At 70.3% G+C, this 17,276-nt stretch carries 16 protein-coding genes and 1 pseudogene; 8 read left to right on the top strand and 9 right to left on the bottom strand.

Annotated elements, in window-relative coordinates; all coding sequences use genetic code 11:
• Nucleotides 1-176: 176 nt before the first annotated feature.
• Nucleotides 177-569, top strand: a complete 393-nt coding sequence (locus FGD71_RS17420) for a hypothetical protein (RefSeq protein WP_119101365.1) — start codon at nt 177-179, stop codon at nt 567-569.
• Between the two features lie 146 nt (nt 570-715).
• The gene (locus FGD71_RS17415) at nt 716-2,188 is read left to right on the top strand and encodes a S28 family serine protease (protein WP_119101364.1); all 1,473 of its coding nucleotides are present in this window, start codon (nt 716-718) and stop codon (nt 2,186-2,188) included.
• Between the two features lie 68 nt (nt 2,189-2,256).
• On the opposite strand, the gene FGD71_RS17410 is transcribed toward FGD71_RS17415, so the two are convergent.
• The 5 genes from FGD71_RS17410 to FGD71_RS17390 all read right to left on the bottom strand — a co-directional run bounded on the left by FGD71_RS17410 (nt 2,257) and on the right by FGD71_RS17390 (nt 8,401).
• Complete coding sequence (locus FGD71_RS17410) at nt 2,257-2,889, bottom strand: hypothetical protein (RefSeq protein WP_119101363.1); 633 nt, start codon at nt 2,887-2,889, stop codon at nt 2,257-2,259.
• 162 nt (nt 2,890-3,051) lie between these two features.
• Nucleotides 3,052-4,878: a glycoside hydrolase family 3 protein gene (locus tag FGD71_RS17405; protein WP_119101362.1), complete on the bottom strand. Its 1,827-nt coding sequence runs from the start codon at nt 4,876-4,878 to the stop codon at nt 3,052-3,054.
• Nucleotides 4,879-5,243: 365 nt separating this feature from the next.
• Nucleotides 5,244-6,044 carry a sugar phosphate isomerase/epimerase family protein gene (locus tag FGD71_RS17400; protein ID WP_119101380.1) on the bottom strand — a complete coding sequence of 267 codons (801 nt, stop codon included), beginning with the start codon at nt 6,042-6,044 and terminating at the stop codon, nt 5,244-5,246.
• Between the two features lie 128 nt (nt 6,045-6,172).
• Nucleotides 6,173-7,105, bottom strand: a complete 933-nt coding sequence (locus FGD71_RS17395) for a bifunctional helix-turn-helix transcriptional regulator/GNAT family N-acetyltransferase (RefSeq protein WP_119101361.1) — start codon at nt 7,103-7,105, stop codon at nt 6,173-6,175.
• A gap of 246 nt (nt 7,106-7,351) precedes the next feature.
• Nucleotides 7,352-8,401 carry a LacI family DNA-binding transcriptional regulator gene (locus tag FGD71_RS17390; protein WP_119101360.1) on the bottom strand — a complete coding sequence of 350 codons (1,050 nt, stop codon included), beginning with the start codon at nt 8,399-8,401 and terminating at the stop codon, nt 7,352-7,354.
• Nucleotides 8,402-8,704: 303 nt separating this feature from the next.
• Here FGD71_RS17390 and FGD71_RS17385 point away from each other — a divergent pair, with 303 nt between their 5' ends.
• The 4 genes from FGD71_RS17385 to FGD71_RS17370 all read left to right on the top strand — a co-directional run bounded on the left by FGD71_RS17385 (nt 8,705) and on the right by FGD71_RS17370 (nt 13,252).
• Nucleotides 8,705-9,856 (top strand): Gfo/Idh/MocA family protein, encoded by a 1,152-nt coding sequence (locus FGD71_RS17385; protein ID WP_119101359.1) that lies wholly within the window; start codon nt 8,705-8,707, stop codon nt 9,854-9,856.
• Nucleotides 9,853-11,022 carry a dihydrodipicolinate synthase family protein gene (locus FGD71_RS17380; protein ID WP_119101358.1) on the top strand — a complete coding sequence of 390 codons (1,170 nt, stop codon included), beginning with the start codon at nt 9,853-9,855 and terminating at the stop codon, nt 11,020-11,022. Before FGD71_RS17385 ends, FGD71_RS17380 begins: the two co-directional genes overlap by 4 nt.
• A 29-nt stretch (nt 11,023-11,051) precedes the next feature.
• Nucleotides 11,052-11,849 carry a sugar phosphate isomerase/epimerase family protein gene (locus FGD71_RS17375; RefSeq protein ID WP_119101379.1) on the top strand — a complete coding sequence of 266 codons (798 nt, stop codon included), beginning with the start codon at nt 11,052-11,054 and terminating at the stop codon, nt 11,847-11,849.
• A 68-nt stretch (nt 11,850-11,917) separates the two neighbouring features.
• Nucleotides 11,918-13,252: a DUF6236 family protein gene (locus tag FGD71_RS17370; RefSeq protein ID WP_119101357.1), complete on the top strand. Its 1,335-nt coding sequence runs from the start codon at nt 11,918-11,920 to the stop codon at nt 13,250-13,252.
• A 28-nt stretch (nt 13,253-13,280) separates the two neighbouring features.
• Here the strand turns inward: FGD71_RS17370 and FGD71_RS47990 are convergent.
• The 3 genes and pseudogenes from FGD71_RS47990 to FGD71_RS17355 form a co-directional block, all read right to left on the bottom strand.
• Nucleotides 13,281-13,567, bottom strand: a pseudogene (locus tag FGD71_RS47990) (Clp protease/crotonase-like domain-containing protein); the annotation flags it as partial.
• A 136-nt stretch (nt 13,568-13,703) separates the two neighbouring features.
• Complete coding sequence (locus FGD71_RS17360; RefSeq protein WP_119101356.1) at nt 13,704-13,949, bottom strand: DUF397 domain-containing protein; 246 nt, start codon at nt 13,947-13,949, stop codon at nt 13,704-13,706.
• Nucleotides 13,946-14,779: a helix-turn-helix domain-containing protein gene (locus FGD71_RS17355; RefSeq protein WP_240436637.1), complete on the bottom strand. Its 834-nt coding sequence runs from the start codon at nt 14,777-14,779 to the stop codon at nt 13,946-13,948. Before FGD71_RS17355 ends, FGD71_RS17360 begins: the two co-directional genes overlap by 4 nt.
• Before the next feature lie 220 nt (nt 14,780-14,999).
• Between FGD71_RS17355 and FGD71_RS17350 the strand changes: the two genes are divergently transcribed.
• On the top strand, nt 15,000-15,515 hold the full coding sequence (locus FGD71_RS17350) for an ATP-binding protein (protein ID WP_119101354.1): 516 nt from the start codon (nt 15,000-15,002) through the stop codon (nt 15,513-15,515).
• Here the strand turns inward: FGD71_RS17350 and FGD71_RS17345 are convergent.
• The gene (locus FGD71_RS17345) at nt 15,466-15,915 is read right to left on the bottom strand and encodes a helix-turn-helix domain-containing protein (RefSeq protein WP_119101353.1); all 450 of its coding nucleotides are present in this window, start codon (nt 15,913-15,915) and stop codon (nt 15,466-15,468) included. The genes FGD71_RS17350 and FGD71_RS17345 overlap by 50 nt on opposite strands.
• Nucleotides 15,916-16,123: 208 nt before the next feature.
• On the opposite strand from FGD71_RS17345, the gene FGD71_RS17340 reads away from it, so the two are divergent.
• The gene (locus FGD71_RS17340; RefSeq protein WP_119101352.1) at nt 16,124-17,245 is read left to right on the top strand and encodes a serine hydrolase domain-containing protein; all 1,122 of its coding nucleotides are present in this window, start codon (nt 16,124-16,126) and stop codon (nt 17,243-17,245) included.
• The last annotated feature ends 31 nt before the right edge of the window (nt 17,246-17,276 follow it).

The raw sequence follows: 17,276 nt of genomic DNA, 5'->3' as shown, positions 1-17,276 counted from the left end.
CCTTTCACTTATGACCTGTTGAGGCCACGGGTGAGCGGGCGAGGTGAACCCAAACGCCCCAAAACATCCCAACGCGGCAAACGGCTCATTGTGTTCGGCGGAGCAACCATCCGGCGTACGTCATGCGTCCGTAGGTCAGTACATCAGTACGCCGATTGCTGTGGGAGGGACGAACCGTGGACAAGGCCGCGATACGCCGAAGGGCGGCGCTCGGTATGGCCGTGCTGACCGCCTCGGGCCTGCTGGTGGTCGCGGGCCCGGTCACGGGTGACGCCGAGGCGGCGGCGCTCTGCTCGGGACGCAAGGTGCGTACGCTGCCCTTCTCCACGGGCTTCGTGCAGGTCTACAAGAACCGTGGTTACGTCTGCGCGGTGACGCGCCCCAAGAAGCCGGGCTCCTGGCAGAAAATGTCCGTGACCGTGCGGGCATGGGGCAGCCGGGCGGCATTCGACGCGGGGCTCTTCAGGCGGCACGCGGGCCCGGAGAGCGTGCACGCGGGCCACCGCTGTGTGCGGGTGACGGGCTCCGTCGGCTCGGGTTCGGTGAACTCCGGCTGGATTCTCTGCTGAGTTCCCTGCCAAGTTCTCCGCCGGATTCTCCGCCAATTTCCCCGCGCAATCACCGCATAGCCACAGCTTTTCCCAAATCCCCCTGGTGTCACGTCAGTTGCTCCGCTAGGTTCCGGCGGACATCTGCGTTTTCCAGGGGAGAGTGCATGCGCAAGACGCTCAGATGGCTGCTGTCGCTCGTGGTGCTCACCGGCACAGTGAGCACGGCCGGCGCGGCCACCGCCGCCCAGCCGGAGGCCACCGGCACGAGTACCAGTGCCAGTGCCACCAACAGCACCACCGCGGACACCGCCGCCGACATCAAGGACCGGCTCCTCGCGATACCGGGCATGAGCCTGGTCGAGGAGAAGCCCTACACCGGCTACCGCTTCTTCGTCCTCAACTACACCCAGCCGATCGACCACCGGCACCCGTCCAAGGGAACGTTCCAGCAGCGCATCACGGTGCTGCACAAGGACACGGCCCGCCCGGCGGTCTTCTACACCGGCGGCTACAACGTCTCCACGGCCCCGAGCCGCCGTGAGCCGACCCAGATCGTGGACGGCAACCAGATCTCGATGGAGTACCGCTTCTTCACTCCGTCCCGGCCCGACCCGGCCGACTGGTCCAAGCTGGACATCTGGCAGGCGGCCAGCGACCAGCACCGCATCTTCAAGGCGCTCAAGCCGATCTACGACAAGAAGTGGATCTCCACGGGCGGTTCGAAGGGCGGCATGACCGCCACGTACTACGAGCGCTTCTACCCGCGCGACATGGACGGCGTCGTCGCGTACGTCGCCCCCAACGACGTGGTGAACAAGGAGGACTCGGCGTACGACCGGTTCTTCGCGACCGTGGGCACCAAGGAGTGCCGCGACAGGCTGAACGCCGTGCAGCGCGAGGCGCTCGTACGCCGTGATTCGCTGGAGAAGCGGTACCAGGAGTACGCCGCCGCGGAGGGCCTCACCTTCAACACGATCGGCAGCCTCGACCGTGCGTACGAGGCCGTCGTCCTCGACTACGTGTGGGGCTTCTGGCAGTACAGCCTGCTCGGCGACTGCGACACGATCCCGGCGGACGCGGCGACCGCGACCGACGACGAGATCTGGACCTCGATCGACACGATCTCCGGGTTCTCGGCCTACGCCGACCAGGGCCTCGAGCAGTACACGCCGTACTACTACCAGGCGGGTACGCAGCTGGGAGCGCCGACGATCAAGTTCCCGCACGTCGAGTCGAAGCTGATCCGGTACGGCTACCAGCCGCCGAGGAACTTCGTACCGCGTGACATCCCCATGAAGTTCCAGCCGTCGGCGATGCGCGACATCGACACCTGGGTCAAGCACAACGCCCGGCAGATGCTGTTCGTGTACGGCCAGAACGACCCGTGGGGCGCCGAACCGTTCCGCCTCGGCAAGGGCGCACGCGACTCGTACGTCTTCACGGCCCCTGGCGCCAACCACGGAGCCCGGGTCACCGGCCTCGTCGCCGACGAGCAGGAGCTGGCCACGGCCCGCATCCTGAAGTGGGCGGGCGTCGCCTCCGCCGCGGTCCAGGCGGACCCGTCGAAGGCGAAGCCGCTGGCGAAGTACGACGCGAAGCTGGACAAGCGCAAGGTGGAGCGCCAGCTGCGTCCGTAGGACGGCGGTAGCAAGGCAACTCCAAGGCAACTCCGGTGCCGCGTCCGCCCGTTGGCCACCCGCTGTGGCTACAACGGGCGGGCGCAGCCCACCCGCTTGGGGCCGCCGAGCTGCACATACAGAGCCGTCGAGGGCGGACACTCGGTGCGCTCGTCGACCGCCGAGCTCACCTTGAATTCGGGCGCTTTCTTGCCCTTGCCGTCGCACGACGTCTCGCGGACCTCGCCCGCGCCCGTGCTGTAGACGCAGTCGCCGACGATGGTGCGCGGGCCGCCCCCGCCCCCCGGATCGCCGGGGTGCGGGGCTTCGAGGTTGCGCATACAGGCGTAGCCCTGCGGGACGGTGCCGTCGCCGTCCTCGTCGGCGGACGGCTTCTGTGCGCTGATGTGCAGCACGAAGTCCGTGGTGGCGGGGCACGACGGCCCGTCGTTCACCTTGCCGTCGTGGCGCGCCACCACCCGCGCCGCCGCCCTCTCGCTGGTGCACAGCACCTCGGTGAACGACTCACGCCCGAAGGAACTGCACTCGTCGATGCCGAGGAACGTCGCTCCGTGTCCCGAGGTCCGCGTCGGCGTCGGCGTCGCCCTTCCGTTCTCGTCGAGCCGCCCGTTCTCGGCTCCCGAGACCTGCTGGCACCCGGTGAGCACCACCACCAGCATCAGCAGTGCGCCCACCACCCTCACACCACATGCATCGCGCATGACGCTCCCCCCGATACCCCCGCCCAGCGTGACCCGCCACAGCGGGCGCACGCCAGGCATGTGGGACGCTTTGCGTCACTTGGGGGTGGTGCGCCTGGTGTGCGGCGTACGTCGCGTACGGCGGATTACCCGGCTGTACGTCATCCCCTGTCCGGCTGATGCCTAGTAACGCAGTCCGTGCCCGATCGGGTACAGCACCCGCGCCGGATCGTCCGCCCGCTGCACCGGCACCGGCAGCCTGCCCGCCGGATCGACCCGGCCCGCGATCACCCGTGCGGCGGCGCGCAGTTCGACGTCCGTCCAGGAGTACGTCGCCAGGTACGCGCGCACATCGGGCAGGTGGGCCACGTCGTACGGATTGCGGACGGCCAGCGCGACCACCGGACGTCCCGTCGCGATCAACTGGCCGACGAGCGTCTTCTGGGAGCTTGCCGCCGTCACGTTGTAGGTGGCGACGAGCACCGCGTCCGCGTCCTGGGCCGCCGCCACCGCCTGCGCGATGGCCGCCGCGGAGGGCGCCGTGCCGGTGGACAGCGCGGTGGCGGTGAAGCCCAGCTCCGTGAGCGCGGTGGCGAGTACGGTCGTGGGCGGCCCGGTGGTCCCGGACGGCGACGCGGGATCGGCGCCCACGACGAGCACCTTCTTCCGTGTACGGCGGGACAGTGGCAGCAGTCCGCCCTCGTTGACCAGCAGCGTCGTCGTCCGCTCGGCCACGCGGTCGGCGGCCCTGAGATGCGCCGGGATGCCCACCGTGCGGTCGACGCCGCGAGAGGAGACGTACGGGTCCTTCAGCAGCCCCAGCTTCGCCTTCAGCCGCAGGATCCGCAGGATCGACTCGTCGAGGCGCGCCTCGGTCAGCTCGCCGCCGCGGACGGCCTGGAGGACCGCGTTCCAGGCGACGTCCAGCTTCGGCGGGTTCAGCAGCTGGTCGACACCGGCCTTGAGCGCGAGTACCGGCACCCGGTCGTCGCCGTACTTCGTCCGCACGCCCTGCATGCCGAGCGAGTCCGTCACCACGACCCCGTCGTAGCCGAGCCGTTCACGCAGGATGCCGGTGAGGATGGGACGGGAGAGCGTGGCCGGGTCGCCGGACGGGTCGAGCGCCGGGACCATGATGTGGGCGGTCATGATCGAGTCGATACCGGCCGCGATCGCCGCCCTGAACGGGGGCGCGTCCAGCTGCCCCCACTGCTCTTCCGTGTGCTCGATGACCGGGAAGCCGTAGTGACTGTCGGTCTCGGTGTCGCCGTGCCCCGGGAAGTGCTTGGCCGTCGCCGCGACATCGGCGCTCTGATAGCCCTTCACCTGGGCGGCGACCATACGGGACACGGCCTGCGGGTCGGCGCCGAAGGAGCGTACGCCGATGACGGGGTTGGCCGGGTTCACATTGACGTCGGCGACCGGCGCGTAGTCCTGGCGGATGCCCAGCGCGCGCAGCTCCGCGCCCGCGATCTGCCCCGCCCTGCGGGCGTCCGGGCGCGAGCCGCCCGCACCGAGCGCCATGGCACCGGGGAAGAGCGTCGCGGGCTTGCCCACGCGGGCGACGATCCCGTGCTCCTGGTCGGTGGAGATGAGCAGGGGCAGGCCGCGCGGCTGAGCCAGTCCGGCTCGCTGGATCCCGTTGGACAGGTCGGCGATCTGGTGCGGGTCACGGGTGTTGTGCGCCCAGGTGAAGTAGATGATCCCGCCGACCCGGTACTTGGCGATCAGCTCGGCGGCCGTCCGTACGCCGATCTCCTTGAGGTTCGCGTCGATGTCGGCCTGGTCGGGCGCGGTGGCCGAGTGCCCGTACACCCGCATCACGAAGAGCTGGCCGACCTTCTCTTCGAGGGTCATACGGGCGATGAGCGCGCGCAGCCGCTGGTCGTGTCGTTTGTCGTCGTCCGCCCGGGCCGGGGTTCCACCGACGGCGACGGCCGTCGCCGAACCCGCTGCCGCGGCGAGCAACGTACGTCTGGAGGTGCCGGACTTCCCGTTGCGTTCGTACACGTGCGCTCCTTCCGGAGAGGGCCCCGAGGGCCCGTGGAGGGGCGGGAGTGAAGGAAACTTCCAAGAAGTCACGGATATCGGGGAAATTTCTGCCCGTCAAGAGAGGGGCCGCCATCGGCGCTGTTGGAGGGGGCGCGCCGATGACGGCGTGCTGCCGGCCGCAGGCGGCGGAGAGGGTTGGTCAGCGATCGCAGCCAGCAGCGAGGGCCGACACCGCACCGCGGAGACTCATCCGGCAGCTTGCGGGTTGGACGGGGGGTGGCGCATAAGGGTTCCCCGGTTTCCGGAGATTCAGGGAAAGTGGTGCGGAGGGGGTCAAAGGGGCGCGGGGGCCGGGGTTTCGACGGTGCGGGGAGGGATCTCGGTCACGCCGACTCGTTCAGCAATCGCGCCAGATGCTCCCGGCCGGGCCCCAGCAGGTCCGGCAGAGGGGCGGCGGTCTCGTACCAGCGCTTCTCGTACTCCCAGCACAGCCAGCCGTCCCAGCCCTCGCGGCTCAGGAGTTCGACGCACTCGGTGAGCGGGAGGACTCCCGCGCCGAGCGGCAGCGGGGTCGTGTCGTCGGCGGAGGCGATGTCCTTGACCTGGACATACCCGAGGTACGGCGAGAGCGCGGGGAACGTCGACGTGGGCTGTTCGCCGCCGAGCCAGGTGTGCATGACGTCCCAGAGGGCGCCGACCTGGCGGTGGCCGACCAGGCCGAGGACGCGCATGGCGTCCGCGCCGGTGCGGTGCGAGTCGTGGGTCTCCAGCAGGATGCGTACGCCGAGGTCGGCGGCGTACTCGGCGGCCGTGCCGAGGCGGCGCGCGGCCGTCGCGTCGGCTTCCTCGGGGCTCTGGTCGGTGCCCCCGCCGGGGAAGACCCGGATGAAGGGCGCGCCGAGGTCGCGGGCCAGCTCCAGGAGGTCGCGGATCTCCTGGAGCACGGGCTCGTCGTCGCCCGGAGCCGCCACGCGCGCGTATCCCGCCAGTCCCAGGATCTCGATGCCGGCCGCCTTGAACTCGGCGGCCACGTCCGCCCGTTGGGGCAGGTGGAGGCCCGGATGGACCGGCTCCTCGGGGTGAGCGCGCAGCTCGACACCGTGGTAGCCGTGCGTGGCCGCGAGCCGTACCACGTCGGGGATCGGGAGTCCGGGCACGCCGAGAGTGGAGAACGCCAGTTTCATGCGGTGGACCATACCCGTCACTCGTCCGCGCAAGGGTGTGCAGTCCCGTGTGGTTCAGGTCGGCTCCGGTCAGTTCCGTTCAGCCCAGTTCGGCCCAGTTCGGCCCAGTCAGCCCAGTTCAGCTCCGGTCAGTCCTGTGTGCCCTGCAGGTCCAGACGCCAGTCCTGGCCGACGAGGTCCACGCCGAAGGAGCGGTGCGGTTTCTCGGTGACGAGGACGAAGCCGTGGTGCTGGTAGATGCGGCGGGCGGAGGACAGGATGTCGTTAGTCCACAGGACCATCTCGCGATAGCCGACGTCTCGCGCGAAGTCGACGCAGGCCCGCACCAGTCGGTCGCCGATGCCCAGGCCGCGGGCGTCCGGTTCGACGAGGAGGAGGCGCAGTCGCGCGGCGCCGGGTGCCTCGTCCCGTACGCACATGATGCAGCCCACCGCACGCCCGTGCAGCTCCGCGATCCACACCCGCTCCAGGTGCGGGTCGTGATCCTCCGCGTAGTCCGCGACGATCCGCGCGACGAGGCCCTCGTAGTCCAGGTTGAACCCGTAGTCGGCGGTGTAGAGCGCGGCGTTGCGCTGCACGATCCAGCCGAGGTCGCCGGGGCCGGGTTCGCGCAGGACGACGTCCTCACGGCGCGGCGGCCTGCCCGTCGAGAGGACCTCCTGGATCGTGCCCATCGCCTCGGAGAGCCGCGGCCGTTCGGCCGCAGGAACCGTGGCCAGCAGCGACCCGACGGCCTGCCCCGAACGCTCGTCGAGCAGATCGGCCGTCTCGCGTCCGCGCGCGGTGAGCGTGATACGGCGGCGCCGGCTGTCCTTCGCCGAGGGGGTGCGCTCGATCAGTCCGTCCTGCTCGAATTTCGCCAGGATCCGGCTCAAGTACCCGGCGTCCAGCGACAGTTCGGCACGCAGGTCGGCGGCGTCCGTGCGCGGCGAGTGCACGAGTTCGTACAGCACGCGGGCCTCGGTCAGCGTGTACGGCGCGTAGAGCGGGCGACTGTAGTCCAGCGCGCCGATGACATTGGTGTAGAAGCGGTTGAACGAGCGGATGTCCTGCACGGTCATGGGCCACACCCCCGGATAGTTGACTCAGTCAGAGATATCGCTGACCTGAGCGTAGGCCGACTCCGGCCCTTCGTCCACGGAATTGCGCAGAACGGCGAAGGGCGGGCCCGCCGTGCAGGCGAAGCACGAACTCAGCTCCCGTCTGGGACATGAGCGGGGCCGGCACCGCTGTGCAGTGCCGGCCCCGCCGCGCTTCAGAAAGCCGCCCGATGCGCGTCCTCGAGTTCAGCTCAGGAGCAACGCATGTCAGCCCTTGGGCACCCCGGTGGACCCCCGCACCATCAACTCTCCCCTCACCGTGGCGATCCCGCCCGGCGGAGGCTCCTCCCGGCCCATCGCGATCCGCCCGGCCCGGGCGCCGGCCTCCGACAGCGGCAGCCGCACCGTCGTGAGGGCGGGCACGGCGTCGACGCTGAAGGGCAGGTCGTCGAAGCCGACGACCGAGATGTCGTCGGGGATACGGAGTCCGGAGTCGCGCAGGGCGGCGCACGCGCCCAGGGCGACGGTGTCGTTGGCGGCGACGACCGCGGTCAGATCCGGGTCGCGGCGCAGAAGTTCGAGCGTGGCCTCGTAACCGGAGCGCCGGTCGTAGCGTCCGTACACGGTGTGGCGGGGGTCGTCGGGAAGACCGTGCGCCGCCAGCGCGGCCCGGTGGCCCTCCAGGCGGTGGCGGGTCGTGGTGCGCTCCTCCGGGCCCGCGATGTAGCCCATGCGGCGGTGACCGAGTTCGATCAGGTGCTCGGTGAGCTGCTGTCCGCCGCCGCGGTTGTCGAAGGTGAGCGCCACCGCGTCGGTGCCGGCCGGTGCGGGCGGCCGCCCGCACAGCACCACCCGCGTCCCCGCGTCCGCCAGCTTCCGCAGCTTCGTCGCGACGGCCGCCGCGTGCGCGGAGTCCTCGACGGCCCCGCCGGTCAGCACGACCGCCGCGGCTCGCTGGCGCTGAAGCAGCGTGAGGTAGGTGAGTTCGCGCTCCGGCGAGCCGCCCGTGTTGCAGACCACGCCCAGCCGCTCCCCGCCCGCGCGCCCGCCCGGACCGCCGATCTCGGACTGGATCGCCGCCGCCATGATCCCGAAGAACGGGTCGGCGATGTCGTTGACCAGGATCCCGACCAGGTCGGAGGTCGCGGCGGCCAGCGCGCTCGCCGGGCCGTTGAGTACGTAGTCCAGCTCGTCCACGGCCCGCAGCACCCGCTCCCGCGTCGATGCCGCCACGGGATAGTTGCCGTTGAGCACGCGGGACACGGTGGCGGGCGAGACCTCCGCACGAGCCGCCACGTCCGCCAGGGTCACGGTCATCTGGTTGTCCTCCGGTCACGCCTGTCGACGCCGGTACGTCGTCCACGTCGTCCGTCATCTTCGTCGGTACGCCGTCCACGTCGATACACCGTTGTCGCGGGTTACGTCGTCTTCGTCGGTGTGTCGTCCACGCCGGCCGTCCTCAGGGCGCGGATCGTACGACCGCATATCTCACCACCGCACGGTCTTGTCCGATCCGCTGCACAGAGGCTAGCTTCTCATCAGGTAGAAAGCGCTTGCTGTAACGCTCACCTGTTCACCTGTGGGGCGTACCCGGCGCAGGACACGTACGAAAGGAATGACGTGACACGCAAGACGGTGCGCATCGCGATGAACGGCGTGACGGGACGCATGGGCTACCGACAGCACCTCGTCCGCTCGATCCTCGCCCTCCGCGAACAGGGCGGCCTCGATCTCGGCGACGGCGACGTGCTGTGGCCGGAGCCGGTTCTGGTCGGCCGCCGCGAGCACGCGCTGAAGGCGCTCGCGGACCAGCACGGACTCGAGCACTGGTCCACCAGCCTGGACGCCGTGCTCGCCGATCCGACCATCGACATCTACTTCGACGCCCAGGTCACCTCCGCCCGCGAGGAGGCGATCAAGAAGGCGATCGACGCCGGCAAGCACATCTACACCGAGAAGCCGACCGCGACCGGCCTCGAGGGCGCCCTGGAGCTCGCCCGGCTGGCAGCCGCCAAGGGCATCAAGCACGGCGTCGTGCAGGACAAGCTCTTCCTCCCCGGCCTGCTCAAGCTGAAGCGTCTCATCGACGGCGGCTTCTTCGGGCGGATCCTGTCCGTGCGCGGAGAGTTCGGCTACTGGGTCTTCGAGGGCGACTGGCAGTCCGCCCAGCGCCCGTCCTGGAACTACCGCGCCGAGGACGGCGGCGGCATCGTCGTCGACATGTTCCCGCACTGGGAGTACGTCCTCCACGAGCTGTTCGGCCGGGTCAAGTCCGTGCAGGCGCTGGCGGCGACCCACATCCCGCAGCGCTGGGACGAGCAGGGCAAGCCCTACAACGCCACCGCCGACGACGCCGCGTACGGCATCTTCGAGCTGGAGAACGGCGCCATCGCCCAGATCAACTCCTCCTGGGCCGTCCGCGTCAACCGGGACGAGCTGGTGGAGTTCCAGGTGGACGGGACCGAGGGGTCGGCGGTCGCCGGGCTGCGCGACTGCCGTGCCCAGCACCGCAGCGCGACCCCCAAGCCGGTGTGGAACCCCGACATCCCCGCCACCGAGGTCTTCCGCGACCAGTGGCAGGAAGTCCCCGACAACGCCGACTTCGACAACGGCTTCAAGGCCCAGTGGGAGCTCTTCCTCAAGCACGTGTACGCCGACGCCCCCTACCACTGGGACCTCCTCGCCGGCGCCCGCGGCGTCCAGCTCGCCGAACTGGGCCTGAAGTCCTCGGCCGAGGGCCGTCGTTTCGACGTACCGGAGATCTCGCTGTGACCATCCAACTGCCGGGCGCGGGCGGGGAGCTGCGCGCCTATACGCCGCGTACCGAACCGCTCGCCGTCACCACCGGAGCCCCGCTCACCTCCCGTACGGTCTTCTCGGCGGCGCACGTCGTGGCCGACCCGTACGCGGACGTGTCCCCCGACTCGCCCGCCGTCGTCGACTGGGACGCCACCCTCGCCTTCCGCCGCCACCTGTGGTCGCACGGGCTGGGCGTCGCCGAGGCCATGGACACCGCCCAGCGCGGCATGGGCCTGGACTGGGCGGGGGCCGCCGAACTCATCCGCCGCTCCTCGGCCGAGGCGAAGGCGGTCGGCGGCCGGATCGCCTGCGGGGTGGGCACCGATCAGCTGCCCGCCACCGAGATCGGCTACCCGTACAGCCTCGACGAGATCCGGGCCGGGTACGAGGAGCAGCTCGCCGTGGTCGAGGAGGCGGGCTCCCAGGCCATCCTCATGGCCTCCCGCGCCCTGGCCGCCGTCGCCAAGAGCCCCGAGGACTACCTGGAGGTCTACGGCCATCTGCTGCGCCAGGCATCCGAGCCGGTGATCCTGCACTGGCTCGGCCCGATGTTCGACCCGGCGCTGGAGGGCTACTGGGGCAGCACCGACCTGGACGCCGCCACCTCCACCTTCCTGCAGGTCATCGCCGCCCACCCCGACAAGGTCGACGGCATCAAGGTCTCCCTGCTGGACGCCCAGCGCGAGATCGACCTGCGCCGCAAGCTCCCCGACGGGGTGCGCTGCTACACCGGCGACGACTTCAACTACCCCGAGCTGATCGCGGGCGACGACCAGGGCTTCAGCCACGCCCTGCTGGGCATCTTCGACCCGCTGGGGCCCCTGGCGGCCGAGGCCGTACGGGTGCTGGACACCGGCAACACCGAGGGCTTCCGCGAACTCCTCGACCCCACCGTCGAGTTGTCGCGCCACCTCTTCCAGACCCCGACCCGCTTCTACAAGACGGGCGTGGTCTTCCTGGCCTGGCTCGCGGGCCACCAGTCGCACTTCACGATGGTCGGCGGCCTCCAGTCGGCCCGTTCGCTCCCGCACTTCGCCCGCGCGTACGAACTGGCCGACGGGCTCGGCCTGTTCCCGGACCCGGCGCTGGCGGAGGCGCGCATGAAGAACCTGCTCTCCCTGTACGGAGTGAACCAGTGACTGAACTGTCGCGCTTTTCCATCAACCAGATGACGGTGAAGCAGCTGTCCATGCCCGAACTGGTCGAGGCATGCGTCGAGTTGGGCGTCCCGGGTGTCGGCCTCTGGCGTGAGCCGGTCCAGTCGTACGGCCTGGAGGCGACCGCGAAACTGGTCCGCGACGCCGGGCTGACGGTCACGACCCTGTGCCGGGGCGGCTTCTTCACGGCGATCGACCCGGAGGAGCGCGCGAAGGCCCTGGACGACAACCGGGCGGCCATCGACGAGGCCGCCACCCTCGGCACGGACACGCTGGTCCTGGTGTCGGGCGGCCTCCCGGCGGGCTCCAAGGATCTGCACGGCGCGCGCGAGCGCATCGCCGACGCGCTGGGGGAGCTGGGTCCGTACGCGGCCGAGCGGGGCGTCCGCCTCGCCATCGAGCCCCTGCACCCGATGTACGCCTCGGACCGCTGCGTGGTGTCCACCCTGGCCCAGGCCCTGGACCTCGCGGAACGCTTCCCTGCGGACCAGGTCGGCGTGACGGTCGACACGTACCACATCTGGTGGGACGACACGGCTCCGGCCCAGATCGCCCGGGCGGGCGCCTCGGGCCGCATCCACACCTTCCAACTGGCCGACTGGACCACACCGTTGCCCGAGGGCGTCCTCACCGGCCGCGGGCAGATCGGCGACGGCTCGATCGACATGCGCGAGTGGAAGGGCCACGTCGAGGCGGCGGGCTACACCGGGCCCATCGAAGTCGAGCTGTTCAACGACGTGTTGTGGGCGCGGGACGGGCGAGAGGTCCTCGCGGAGACGGCGGCGCGGTTCGTGGAACACGCGGCGTAGCCCTCCGGAGTCGCTGCCCGCCCGTGGACTCTTCCACGGGCGGGCAGCGAGCGGGCATTGTGTTGCCTGTGAGTGACGTTGCGCTCTACTTCCCGTATGTCAACCTCCCCGCCGACGCCTGGGTCAAGGCCGCGGCCCTGCACTGGCCACAGCTCGGGCGGATCCGCCCGCTCGGCTACTACGGCCTGCGGGACTCCGACACGGTCAAGCGTCTGAAGGACGAGTTCGACTTCATCGTTGACGTAAGGCCCGGCTGGGGCCACGAGTCCTGGGTGGACGACGACGTCCTGGGGAGAGTGGAAGGTGGCTACGCCCCTCCGGATCGGCGGCGTGTGGATACCGAGGATCAAGTCGACGCGCTGTTCTACGACTTCCTCGACCGACACCAGGATGAGCTGATCCCCCGGTACGGGGCCGCCGCGCTCGGTGTTGAATCCCTGCGCACTTGGGAGGTGTACGACGAGCTCCTGCCGCTCGATCCCCGGCTGGAGAAGGTGCATCCGGGCAAGATGTCCTATCAGCTGGCGCAACGGCTGGCGGATGCCGGACTGCTGGTGTCCAGGAGCTACCAGTGGCGCCGAGCGTCCGACGGGAAGGTCCTCTACACCGGCGACCTGGCGATGCACCCTCGCCTGGCCGGTGTCTATCTGGCGATCCTCGCGGACGTCGTCGCCAGGGAGAACGGGATGACTCCCGTCACCGATCAGGCGCTGATCTCCGCCGTCACCTCTGGCTGGACGATCGAGGCCATGGCGGAGATCCTGCTCGCCGACGACACCGGGACGACGATCGAAGGCCCGACGGACTACAGCCACGTGTTCGCGGTGATGGCCATGCAGACGGTCGTCCCCCGGGACCTGGCCGAGGTGCCGGTCGAGCGGATCATCGAAGCCCGGCGGAGACTGCTGCCGGAGCTGATGCGCTATCGCGAGTTCCTCGACTCGCTCACGCCGGACTTCGTCGAGATCAGCGGGGTACCGGACCCTGGGGTGCGAGCGGCGAGGCTGCGCAACCACGTCGAGAGCAAGATCGCGCAGCCGATCGACGAGATGGAACGTGAGCTCGGCCGGCTCGGCATGCAGCCCGTCCGAGCCGTCCTGAGTCTCCAGACGCTCGCACCGCCGGCGGCATTGGGCGTACTGGCCGGGGCTGTGCACCTGCCGTCCGTCGTCACCGGGGCGGGCGTGGTCGCCGGGTGCCTCGTCGGAGCGGCAAGCAGCGCACTCGACCAGCGAAGGCAGGTCCTCGCCGGCCACCCCGCCGGCTACCTGCTGAACCTGCGGCACGAACTGAGCCCCTCCGACACCGTCGCCCAGATCCGCTCCGCCATCCGACGGGCGGCACCGGTCAGCCCCGGGCGGCGTACGAGACGAAGTCGGCCCAGGTGGTTGGGGAGAGGGTGAGGCCGCGGCCCTGCTGGACCTGTTGGCCTCACATGTCCGTGAACGACCCGTGCCGTCTGGCGCCCGAGGTGAACCGGGAGGCTCCCTCCAGGCTCTCCGCCAGTACGCCCATGCCGTACCGGAGTTCGGAGCGCATCGCCCCCGCCTCGTCCAGGCCCTCCTGGTCGAGGACCGACGCCCGGTCACCGCGCAGACACGCCTGCGGGAACCGGCGATCGCGGCGGCCACCGGCTTGGACAGCCGGAGCCGCGTCGGGCCCATCGGGCCGTCGCCCTCCTCGGTGACCTGGTTACCGCACTCGGTGCCGATCGCCTTCGATACGGACCGGCATGGCGGAGCCCCTTTCTGGTCTCCCTCTGCGGGGGTACCAGTTGCGAAAAGCGTGAACACTTTCGGGGAAAGTGTTCACGCTTTCGCGGAGTGCATGGGTGGATCGGGTGCCGTCGGCGAGTCAGTCCTGGGCGGCGTACGAGACGAAGTCGGCCCAGGTGGTGGGGGAGAGGGCGAGGTGGGGGCCCTCGGCGCTCTTGGAGTCGCGGACGTGGATGGTGTCGGGGCAGGTGGCTACTTCGACGCAGTCGCAATCGCCGCCGCTGCTGTAGCTGGACTTGTGCCAAGCGAGGGCGACCTCGACGCAGTCGTCGCCGGACGCGCTGCTGTAGCTGCTCTTGAACCAGGCCAGTTCGGACGTGCTCATAGCGCTCCTCGCATCCGCTCCAGCAGACTCACGGAGTTCTCGAAGCCGAGAGCCTGTGCACGCATCCTGGCATACCGCCTCTGGAGCACGCTGACCACTTTCGCGTCGGAGATCGACTGGCCGCTTTCCTGCCCCTCGTTGTAGGCGAACCACCTGTTCTCGGGGGTTTCCAGCACGCGGATCGGACCCTGCAGCCCAGAGTGTGACTCCTGCACCAGTGGCATGACCTGGATTTCGACGTTCCGCAGCTTGGCGATCTCCAGCACGTGGCCGATGAGCTCCCGCGTGACCTCGACGCCGCCCGTTCGCCGCAGGAGCAGGTGCTCTTCGAGGATGAAGCCGAAGGCGGTGTTCGCGCGCTCCTTCAGCAGGCGCTGTCGCTCCACCCGGGCGGCCCACCGCTCCGCGATCTGTTCGTCGTCCAGTGGCGGCAACTGTTCGGCGGACAACGCTCGCGCGTACGCCTCGGTCTGAAGCAACCCCGGGATCATGCGGCATTCGTACGTGTACAACGTGATCGCCGCACCCTCCAACCGCGCCCACTGCCGAAACCACGCCGCCAACCCCGGCTGCCGAGCCAGATGCCGTACGGCCTTCCGCAACGCGCCCGTGTTGCCCAGCGCCTCCTCCGCCCGGTCCACGAACGCCGCGTCCGGCATACGCCGCCCCAGCTCGATCGAAGCCACCGTGTGCTTGGAGAAGCGCACCAGCTCGGCGAACTCCTCCCGGCTCAGGCCCGCGTGCTCGCGCAAGGCCTGGACCACCGCGCCGAACGTCCGCAGACTGTCCGAGGACTCCGGCTCGCCGCCGCCTCGGACGGCGCCGGGCAGCCCGCCCGCCACTCCCTCATCCGTTGCCTCATCCGTACTGACCGTCTCGTAGGCCACCGTCGGCCACCTCCCGCGCACGTGCCTGCCCCCTGCACCTCACTCAACCGGCCCATCGTCACGGACGGTTACGTGTACTGTCCAGTCCGTAACCGCGTACGCTCGCGCGGCGTACGCGGTGTCGACCTGGTGAAGTGCCGCTCCGGGCCGCCAGATTGGGCGCATGACAGCACCGTCCGCCCCTCAACGCCCGGTTACCGTACGTGCGTTCGTCCAGCGCTTCAGCGCCACCCCGCTCGGCGCCCGACTGGCCCGTCACCTCGCCCTGCACCAGCTCCACACCTGGGGCATCCCGCACGGATCGGAGGCCTCCGACACCGCCGCCGTGATCGTGGCGGAGCTCGCCTCCAACGCGGTGACCCACGGGCGGGTGCCGGGCCGGGACTTCGAGCTGCGGCTCGCCCTGGTGCAGGGTTCGCTGCGCATCGAGGTGACGGACACGCGGGCCGAGCGGCGTCCGCCCGGCCCCGGAGACGTACGGCCCGCGGGGGCGCTGGACGAGGCGGGGCGCGGGCTCGTCCTCGTCGAGACGCTCGCCGACCGCTGGGAGGTCCTGGACCGCGACCGGCCCGGCAAGACCGTACGCGCCGAAATCGACCTGCCGCGCTGGCTGTCCCTGATCAAGCGCGCTACAGACGGAGAGACGTCCGCGTCTCGTGTACCTCCTGGTCGTCAGTGAAGGCACCGGAGGCCACCGCCCCGCCGAGGAGTGCCGTGACGAGCGCAGCCGCGCCGACGAACGCCCACCGTGACCGCCACGACTGCTTGGACCCCGTGTTCGGAGCCGGTGGGGCGGCCACGTGCCGGCACGCGATGGTGGTGCGCGCGTCCACCCACGCCTCCGCCTCGTCGTCCCGCACTCCGCACGCCACGACGAACGCGACGACCAGCTGCTCGCGGGGCAGCCGTTCCCTGCCGAGCATGGTCGCCGCCGTGGAGTAGGGCAGCGTGTGGCCCGCCTCGGTCGCGCGGCGTTCCAGTTGGCGGTAGCTCAGGCCCGACCACGCCTTGAGGCGTCGCAGCGCCGCCACGAAGGCGGCCGTGTCGGTGTCCGGCGGTGTGGGCGGTGCTGTGGCCATGGTGGTGGTCCCCCCTGTTGAGCTGGACGTACACGGGCTCGCACAAGCTCGAACACCCTGACAGCTTGAGGAACGGCGAGAGCGGCGGTCAACCTCGGCGCAGATTCCCGACGTTGGAGGTCATATGGGCATGGGTCTGCGTCTGCCTCACTGTCGTCCTCGCTGCCGCCGTACGAGCGCAGTCGCCACAGTCCTCGCGAGTCTGCTGATGCTCGGCGGATGCGCCGAGGGGCCGGCCGCCGGGCGCGCGGCCCCGCCCGGCGCCGCGTCTCCGACGGCGCGCGACGGGGAGTCGATCGCCGGCTTCCTCCGCCGCACCCTGCCCGCCGGGTCCGGCGGCACCGTGATCGCCGCACGCGGCGACGAACTCGCGTACTGCGGAGGGTTCGGGACGGCGGACCGCGCCTCCGGCACCCCCGCGAGCTGCCGCACCGTGTACGACGTCATGTCGATCACGAAGCAGTTCACCGCGGCAGCGATCCTGAAGCTGGAAGTGATGGGGCGGCTGCGGGTGAGTGATCCGATCGGCCGGTTCCTCGGGCGGCCGGTGCCGGCGGACAAGCGCGGCATCACGATCGAGCACCTGCTCACGCACACATCAGGCCTGGTCGAAGGGCTCGGCGACGACTACGACTCCCTCTCGCGCGACGACTTGGTGCGCCGCGCCTTGGCGTCCGAGCCGCTGTCCGCCCCGGGGAAGGAGTTCCACTACTCCAACACCGGCTACAGCCTGCTCGCCGCGATCATCGAGGAGGCGTCCGGGGAGGGCTACGAGCCGTTCCTGGCCCGGCACCTGTTCGCGCCGGCCGGAATGGACCGGACGGGATACGTGCTGCCTCGGTGGCCGCGGAACCTGGTCGCGGTGGAGTACGACAGCGAGGGGCGGAGCAAGGGCAGGCCCTTCGACCATCCCTGGGCCGCCGACGGGCCGTACTGGAACCTGCGCGGCAACGGCGGCATGCTCTCCACCGCGGGTGACCTGTTCCGCTGGCACCGCGCCCTCTCGGGCGACGAGATCCTTCCGGCGCGGGCCAGGCAGAAGCTCTTCGCGCCCCGCGTGCGGATCCCCGACTCCGACGAGCTGTTCGGGCCCGGTGAGTCGTACTACGGGTACGGCTGGGTCGTCACTGACACCCCCGACGGCCCCCTCGCCTGGCACAGCGGCGGCAACGGGTGGTCGCTGGGGGTGCTCGCGCGGTGGCCGCGCGACGGCGTCCTGGTGTTCTGGGTGAGCAACCACGCCTACCAGGACGGGAAGTGGAACCTCCAGGACCGTGCGGAGACGCTGACGCTGGGCATCGCCGACCGCGTCCGTGCAGAGGACGGCTGAGGTCCCGCTGAGGTCCCGCTGAGGTCCGCGA

This window comes from Streptomyces sporangiiformans (genome assembly GCF_005768555.2).
GTDB classification, from domain to species: Bacteria; Actinomycetota; Actinomycetes; order Streptomycetales; family Streptomycetaceae; genus Streptomyces; species Streptomyces sporangiiformans.
Note: the sequence above shows the minus strand (reverse complement) of the source record. Positions and strands in the feature narration are given on the sequence as shown.

What these genes read in the sequence shown, in the direction of transcription:
- FGD71_RS17415 (WP_119101364.1), top strand. Translation starts at nt 716, where the DNA reads ATGCGCAAGACGCTCAGATGGCTGCTGTCGCTCGTGGTGCTCACCGGC.
- FGD71_RS17410 (WP_119101363.1), bottom strand. Translation starts at nt 2,889, where the DNA reads ATGCGCGATGCATGTGGTGTGAGGGTGGTGGGCGCACTGCTGATGCTG.
- FGD71_RS17400 (WP_119101380.1), bottom strand. Translation starts at nt 6,044, where the DNA reads ATGAAACTGGCGTTCTCCACTCTCGGCGTGCCCGGACTCCCGATCCCC.
- FGD71_RS17395 (WP_119101361.1), bottom strand. Translation starts at nt 7,105, where the DNA reads ATGACCGTGCAGGACATCCGCTCGTTCAACCGCTTCTACACCAATGTC.
- FGD71_RS17390 (WP_119101360.1), bottom strand. Translation starts at nt 8,401, where the DNA reads ATGACCGTGACCCTGGCGGACGTGGCGGCTCGTGCGGAGGTCTCGCCC.
- FGD71_RS17375 (WP_119101379.1), top strand. Translation starts at nt 11,052, where the DNA reads ATGACGGTGAAGCAGCTGTCCATGCCCGAACTGGTCGAGGCATGCGTC.
- FGD71_RS17360 (WP_119101356.1), bottom strand. Translation starts at nt 13,949, where the DNA reads ATGAGCACGTCCGAACTGGCCTGGTTCAAGAGCAGCTACAGCAGCGCG.
- FGD71_RS17350 (WP_119101354.1), top strand. Translation starts at nt 15,000, where the DNA reads ATGACAGCACCGTCCGCCCCTCAACGCCCGGTTACCGTACGTGCGTTC.
- FGD71_RS17345 (WP_119101353.1), bottom strand. Translation starts at nt 15,915, where the DNA reads ATGGCCACAGCACCGCCCACACCGCCGGACACCGACACGGCCGCCTTC.
- FGD71_RS17340 (WP_119101352.1), top strand. Translation starts at nt 16,124, where the DNA reads ATGCTCGGCGGATGCGCCGAGGGGCCGGCCGCCGGGCGCGCGGCCCCG.